Origin of the sequence: Trichocoleus sp. FACHB-40 (assembly GCF_014695915.1) — a bacterium.
In the GTDB taxonomy this organism is placed as follows: domain Bacteria; phylum Cyanobacteriota; class Cyanobacteriia; order Cyanobacteriales; family FACHB-T130; genus Funiculus; species Funiculus sociatus.
This window is the reverse complement of the sequence record NZ_JACJPF010000032.1, coordinates 1-6,854: the sequence shown is the minus strand read 5'-3', so window position 1 is coordinate 6,854 and position 6,854 is coordinate 1. Positions and strand designations below refer to the sequence as shown.

General features: G+C 45.6%; 4 protein-coding genes and 1 pseudogene. 2 read left to right on the top strand and 3 right to left on the bottom strand.

The window, feature by feature from the left end; translation table 11 throughout:
- Positions 1 to 232: 232 nt before the first annotated feature.
- Both H6F63_RS03420 and H6F63_RS03415 read right to left on the bottom strand, forming a co-directional pair.
- A complete protein-coding gene (locus H6F63_RS03420) occupies positions 233 to 484 on the bottom strand; it encodes a catalase-related domain-containing protein (protein ID WP_190634901.1) in 252 nt (83 codons plus the stop codon).
- Positions 485 to 717: 233 nt separating this feature from the next.
- Positions 718 to 1,806 (bottom strand): pentapeptide repeat-containing protein, encoded by a 1,089-nt coding sequence (locus H6F63_RS03415; RefSeq protein WP_190634899.1) that lies wholly within the window; start codon positions 1,804 to 1,806, stop codon positions 718 to 720.
- Between the two features lie 140 nt (positions 1,807 to 1,946).
- Between H6F63_RS03415 and H6F63_RS03410 the strand changes: the two are divergent.
- A pseudogene (locus H6F63_RS03410) lies at positions 1,947 to 2,737 on the top strand (IS5 family transposase).
- Between the two features lie 460 nt (positions 2,738 to 3,197).
- Here the strand turns inward: H6F63_RS03410 and H6F63_RS03405 are convergent.
- A complete protein-coding gene (locus tag H6F63_RS03405; RefSeq protein ID WP_190419310.1) occupies positions 3,198 to 4,208 on the bottom strand; it encodes an NAD-dependent epimerase in 1,011 nt (336 codons plus the stop codon).
- Positions 4,209 to 4,521: 313 nt separating this feature from the next.
- Here H6F63_RS03405 and H6F63_RS03400 point away from each other — a divergent pair, with 313 nt between their 5' ends.
- Positions 4,522 to 6,681 (top strand): glycosyltransferase family 39 protein, encoded by a 2,160-nt coding sequence (locus H6F63_RS03400; RefSeq protein ID WP_190634898.1) that lies wholly within the window; start codon positions 4,522 to 4,524, stop codon positions 6,679 to 6,681.
- Positions 6,682 to 6,854: the final 173 nt, after the last annotated feature.

Sequence of the window (6,854 nt, the reverse complement as noted above, 5' to 3'; positions counted from 1 at the left end):
TAGAGTATTTATTACATCGGCTTTTAAATGAAGGAGAGCTGGTTATTAAGTGGGGACGAAAGCTCAAAAACAAAGGTAATGCTTTTATCACAATTTAAATGCACAACAGCTTAAGTAATTCCAAATACAGAATAGTCATTAACCCGGAAAGCCTTTGGGTAGGGGCGTTATTGATGCACTCCTTTTAAAAACAGGTTTACCTACCCAAAGGAGAAAACAGACAGCTAATAATTTAAGCTGTTACAGGCTGAGGATTGTTTTGTTGATTTTGTTGCAGCATACCGGGGTCAATGTCAATGCTCAATGCTTTGGCAACACGCATACCGTAATCCATATCGGTGCGGAAGAAGTGGCACAATTGCCGCATTTGGATATCTTGCCGTGCGCCGCTTAATGCTCCTGCGATCGCTCCATCTGTCAGGGAATTCTGGTTATCAGCAATTGGGCAACCGGTGGCGGTGGTCAACTTTTCGCGATCGCTCATAGATATCCTTACTTAACCTTGTTTAAGTCAAACTCGTAATGACTACGTAAAAACAATCATACTCATAACGACTCCGAATTTGCAAGGGTAATTTTGGGAATTTCAGAACCATTAGCAGCTATTGGTCATGGGAAAATAACTTGAAGGCATTTGAGATTAACTGGAACGCGATACCTACGGTAAGCCTTCCTAAGAGGATTGCACCTTGTTATTCCACTGAGACAGCAGCTCGGTCAAATTTTACAAGCTTTGAGCTGTGCCATCCATTCCCCAAATCCCACACGGCGAAAGCGAGTAGGCTCCGTCTTAGTAGGTTCCAGAACTTGCCAAGAGTGCCAGGGAAAATGACCAATTGGAAGAACACTGCCATTAGAAGCGGACTCTTTAGCCTTTAAATCATTAAATTTAAGCCAAGTTCCGTTTTGCTTCCATCCCACAGCTTCTCCGAACTTGGTGTAATCTCGATTCACTTGAGAACTTTCCCAAATTTGCCGTTGAATGCCGAATCCAAAGCGATCGCCGCTTGCGTGACGCCAAAGTTGATCTAGAGTTTTCAGATGTTTGCAAGGCATCTCCCGGATTTGTTCGGGTGTAATCTCGTCTACAGTCTGCTCAAGTGCCTTGGCATCCCCAGGAATCACCGCCTCTTTAAATAGATAACTGGTTGCCGAATCCATCCAGCGCCAATCCTGAGCTTGTGCTGCTTTTTTCAAATCGTAGGAAGGCCAAAAGCAACCCTGTTTAGAAATTGCACGATTTGTCATGGTGGCGTTGCAAAGCCGTGCATCGCGAAATCCCGTAATCCCCGTATCGGTCAAATCCGCTCGATCGAGATAAGCCGGATCGTGCTTCACTTCGCTGAAGTCAGCCCCTACCAGTTTTGCCCCAATCAAATTCGCTCCCTGCAAATCGGCACCTCTAAAACGGGTACCATTCAGGCTAGCGTTGCTTAAGTCTGCCTCACGCAAGATTGCCCCAGAGAAATTGGCTCTGGTAGCCTGAGTACCGGAGAGTAAAGCTTTGGTTAAATTTGCTTCCCGTAAGTCAGTGTCAATCAGGCGAGTAGCCGCACCCGAGAAGTCTGTCCCTTCGAGGTTTGCCCGTCGCAGGTTCGCTTCCGATAAATTTGCCTCTCGGAAAATTTGGCGGGAGAAATTAGCACCCGCTAAATTTTTACCACTCCATTGCACAGCCCTCAAGTCAGGAATCTTCTCGTACCTACTGAGACGATGCCAGTGGGAGAAATTGAGTAGGGCAAAGATAGCGATCGCACTTCCTCCCAATCCTCCCAAGATCCACCAAAAACTTTTTTTGTGCCACATCCTTAATTACCCGAAGTAGGAATTTTGCAAGCCTATCCTAAGAGGATGTTTGGAAAGTAGCAAAGGGCAGCAGTAGATAGAAAAGCTTCCTAGGGTATAGGCTGAATCATATCTAAATCCAAACAGCCCTCTAGGAAGCCATGACTCTAGCCTACGTCAGCGAACTCACGCTTAAAAATACGAATTGTTTGACTCCCTCCTCACCCCTAAGTCCAAGCGTGGGAGACCTCGTACCATCAATCTGATGTTGGTGCTGCAAGCTATCCTGTAGGTGCTAATTAGCGGTTGTTCTTGGCGGTTGTTGCCCAACGATTACCCACCCTATTCAACGGTGTATTACTACTTTCGTAAGTGGCGGGATGACGGAAGTAGTAAGCGGATTCACGACCATCTCGTGCAGTGGATCAGGGTTGATGCCAATCGTGACAGTAGTCCAACGGCAGCAAGTTTGGATTCCCAAACCGTTTCCACGGCTGTCATGGTTCACCAAGCGGTTGGCTATGATGGCAGCAAACAAATCAAAGGTCGTAAACGCTTTACCTTGGTTGATACATTGGGCTTGTTGATTGCTGTGCAAGTGGTCGCCGCTAGTGTTCCCGAACCAGAAGGAGCCAAGCAATTGCTTACCAAGCTAGACCAAGAACGCCATCGAGTTCCTCAACTAGCTCGGATTTGGGTTGATGGCGGCTTTTCTGGAGATGAGTTTTTGCGTTGGGTCATCGATACCTTTCGTTGGATTCTAGAGCTGGTTGTTAGACCCGAGGGTACTCAAGGGTTTGTTCTACTCCCTAAGCGGTGGACAGTGGAGCGAACTTACGGTTGGCTGCATTGGTGCCGTCGTTTGAATGTCGATTATGAGCGATTACCCGCTTCTTCCGAAGCCTTCATTTATATTGCTATAGTTCGGCTTATGCTACGTAGGCTCGCTTGAGCCTTTTGGCACTCTCCCCCTATTTCTAGGTAGTGGTAAACAGGTAGTGATATTTAATGCTCAAAGCCTTGTACAGTAGGGGGTAAAAGTGGATTTATCACTACTTCTATACCACTACCCGTGACTCTATCAGTCTGTCAGCCTCGCGCCTCTGGTATTGAAATACCTTCATGCTTGTACATGAGTCAACTCATGGGTAAGAAGTCCGCCTGATTTGTTGTTAACCTATAGGTATAGAAATTTTTTTATTAATCGTCAAAATTTCTTCCTCCGAGACGTTCTATAGAATGCCTCTACTCACCATTATCTATTTAAAACTGCTATATATCACTTAATTTTACGAGGCGTAAAAGGTGAGTTATTACGAACATTTTGCACCATTTTCAATAAACCGGAAGCAGCAATCTATCCAGCTTTCGCTCCCAGACTTTTAGCCTGGAAACGAGAAAACGACTCATGACTAAGCACCGTAAAAAGAACGATACCACTCAACAAAACGGGGAATTCCCACCTCAATAGAAGTTGAGGGTTTAAAGCCAACATCTTTTTGCAAATCATCAATATTGGCATAAGTTTCTGGAACATCACCCGGTTGCATTGGCAACAACTTTTTTACAGCTTTAGTACCAAGACAATCTTCCAAAACCTCAATGAAATATCCTAATTCAACAGGCTTATTGTTGCCAATATTGTAAATTTTGTAAGGGGCGGCACTTATTCCCGGATCTGGATCGTATCCCGACCAGTCAGGATTTGGTGAGGGAATATTATCAGATACCCGCAAAACTCCTTCCGTAATGTCATCAATATAGGTGAAATCGCGCCGCATTTTCCCATAATTGAAAACATCAATCGCGCGACCTTCTAAAATGGCTTTAGTAAACAAAAACAGCGCCATATCTGGACGACCCCAAGGCCCATAGACCGTAAAGAAGCGCAGTCCAGTGGTAGGTAAACTATACAAATGACTGTAGGTGTGAGCCATCAATTCATTTGCCTTTTTAGTTGCTGCATATAAACTCACTGGATGGTCTACATTGTCATGCACCGAAAAAGGCATTTTCTTATTAGAGCCATACACAGAGCTAGAAGAGGCATATACTAAATGTTTTACTCCCGAATACCGACAACCCTCTAAGATATTCATAAACCCCACCAGATTACAATCAACATAGGCATGGGGATTTGTGAGCGAGTAACGTACACCCGCCTGAGCTGCCATGTGCAACACTCTATCTGGTTTAATATCGGCAAATAACTGTGCCATACCCTGACGATCAGCTAAATCCAGTTGGTAAAACAGAAAATTATTTTTGTCCGTCAATTGAGCCAAGCGAGCCTGCTTTAAAGTGACATCATAATAATCATTGAGATTGTCGAGACCAATGACTTCTTCTCCTTGATCTAGCAACTGTTTGCACAAAAAAAAACCAATAAAACCAGCGGCACCAGTAACAAGAATTTTGCTCATATTTTGTCTTTACTAGCTGTTAGGAGAGTAACAATCTCTGCGAGTTTATTTCCTGGTAGTGGGAATAGATCACCAACACGAGGATGTCCAAGCTAATTAATCTATCCCAAAAACCCCAGTGGATGCGATAGTTACTTTGAACTGCCTAATCATACGCGATCGCGCTCTTGCACGCTCTTGTACAATGTCAAACTGATAAAGCTCCTTGACCATATCGGTTATTAAGCTGTTCCGCAAGTCCCACAGATTCTTTCGCACCGGGAAACACAGAGCTAGTCATTATTCATTAGTTTTTTACATACACTTGACAAAAATGAAATTTCCCCCACTTTGGCTCGGCATATTTCTGGTGTCGCTAGCGCTGCGTGTTGTGGCAATTACTGTCCCCATTAATTCAGACGAAGTGTTGTGGATGACTCGCGGCAGCACTTTTATCAAGCACTTGTTGGAGGGAGACTTAACTGGCACATATCTTCGTCATCATCCGGGCGTAACCAATATGTGGCTAATTGGCATCAGTATGTTGTTCAATTGTCAGCTGCACAAGGTGTTTCCAGGTTTAGATCAGCCAGCAAATTTAGATGCTTGTTTGGATACCGTCCAGTTTCCCATAGCCTTTTACGTGCTGCCTCGCCTGCTACAGGCAGCGATCGCTTCCGGTTGTATGGTGTACCTATATGTACTCACCAAAAGGCTTTTGGGGCGATCTGTAGCACTGTGTACCCTAAGTTTACTGCTACTAGAACCGTTCTTTTTAGCTTATCAGCGCTACCTCACCACTGATGCGCTAATGGCTGACTTTAGCGTTTTGGCGTTGCTGTTGTTTCTGCTTTATCTGCGGGGGGATGTCCGGCGCGATCGCAAATTACTCATCCTGTCCGGTGCGTTCATGGGGTTGGCGACGGTTACAAAAGTAACTGCGCTGTTTCTCTTGCCTGCTATTACTATCTGGGTAGTGCTGAGTGAGTTCGGAGTTTGGCGAATTCCTCAAAAAGGTTGGAAGCGTCGATTTGCGGATCTCCGGTGGTGGGGAGGCAGCATCTTAGTTACAATTATTGCGATTTGGCCTGCAATGTGGGTGTCACCCTCCTATGTTGTGAGTCAGATTTACAAAGGCGTGTTGAATGAGTCCGCTAGAGGTCTTCTTTTCTTTTTAGGGCAGATTACTGATTCGCCGGGAGTTATTTTTTATCCGCTAGTGCTGGCTTATCGTCTCTCCCCAGTGCTACAAGTGGGGTTACTGGCTGTGGGTGCAGTATTGGTGATACCCAGGCTGCAACGTACTAGAGATAAGGCAGACCTAACCCCCCTAACTCCCTTGGGGGAACCGGATTTGGGGGAGTTAGACCAGCGCCTGGCGGGGAAAAACCCCGTGGTAACGACTAGCGTGCAGAGGTTCGCCGAAAAGTTTTGCAAGCAGGAAGTTATTGCACTTGCATTAGTACCCTTGTCTGTCCTACTTATCCTCTCGGCTAGCGATAGTAAGATCGACCGTTACATTAATCTTTTCTTGCCAGTGCTAGCTATCTTGGCTGCGGTTGGCTGGTTAGAAATCGCCCGTTGGGTGCGGTTTGGCGCGGGTAAGATTAATCGAGGCGTAACGAGTGCGATCGCGCTGTTTTTATTACAACTAATCTTCCTTGTACCCTACTGCCCTTATTACTTGAGTTACTATAACCCGTTATTCGGTGGTTCGCGGGTTGCCAAAGATATATTTATGATTGGTCAAGGCGAGGGTCTTGACCTTGCCGCGAAATGGTTGAACCAGTCACCTAATGCTAAACAAATCGTAGCAGCTAGTTGGTCTGGGAGGGCTTTTGGGGCATATTTTCAAGGTCAAACTATCTCAATATACAAATTCGTCGAACCCGAACAGCCTTGGACAAAGGCTAATCGCGTTGTCTTGTACTACAACCAATTCCAGCGTCAGTTGCCAGATCCAAAGATGCTGGCTTACTTTGGGGCGCAGCAACCTTTACATACCGTACGGCTGCACAATATTGACTATGCAAAAATCTATCCTGGTGCGGTTCCCTTAGCTGAAGATTTAAAACGCATCCAGTTTCCTCTCGATTTGTATTTTGGGGAACAAGTACGCTTGCGCGGTTATGATCTTAAAACATCAAAATTTTCTTTAAGTCAAGAGATTTTAATAACATTTTATTGGGAATTTCTGACACCATTGCCGCCAGATTTGACGATTAATATTAGTTTGCGCGATCGCGTTGCTCCAATCGCTACTCGCGAGGGAAAACCACTGGACGGCTATCTTTCCCAAGCTCAAACACCCTCAGGCTCATTATTGCGCGATGTCCACAAGCTAACACTACCGCCCGGTACGCTACCCCAGCGTTACCGCCTTGAAGTGGGGTGGTTCTCGGATAGCAACAAACAAGCCTTGCCAGTACGCGATGCGGCAGGAAATTCCCCAGGAACCCAGGCGGTTATTGGCGAAGTCGAGGTCGTAAATTGACACTCCCACGGCAATAGTTTTCGGTTAGTGCCATGAACCTCCAAGCTCCCGCTTAAAAAGGCAGGGCTGATTCATTGGAAAAAGGAAAATAGACGATGCACATCATGAGACAAATGTCGAAGTGCTTTGGTGATCGAGGCAAAACCGTGCTGACGAAATAGATTGATGGCGAA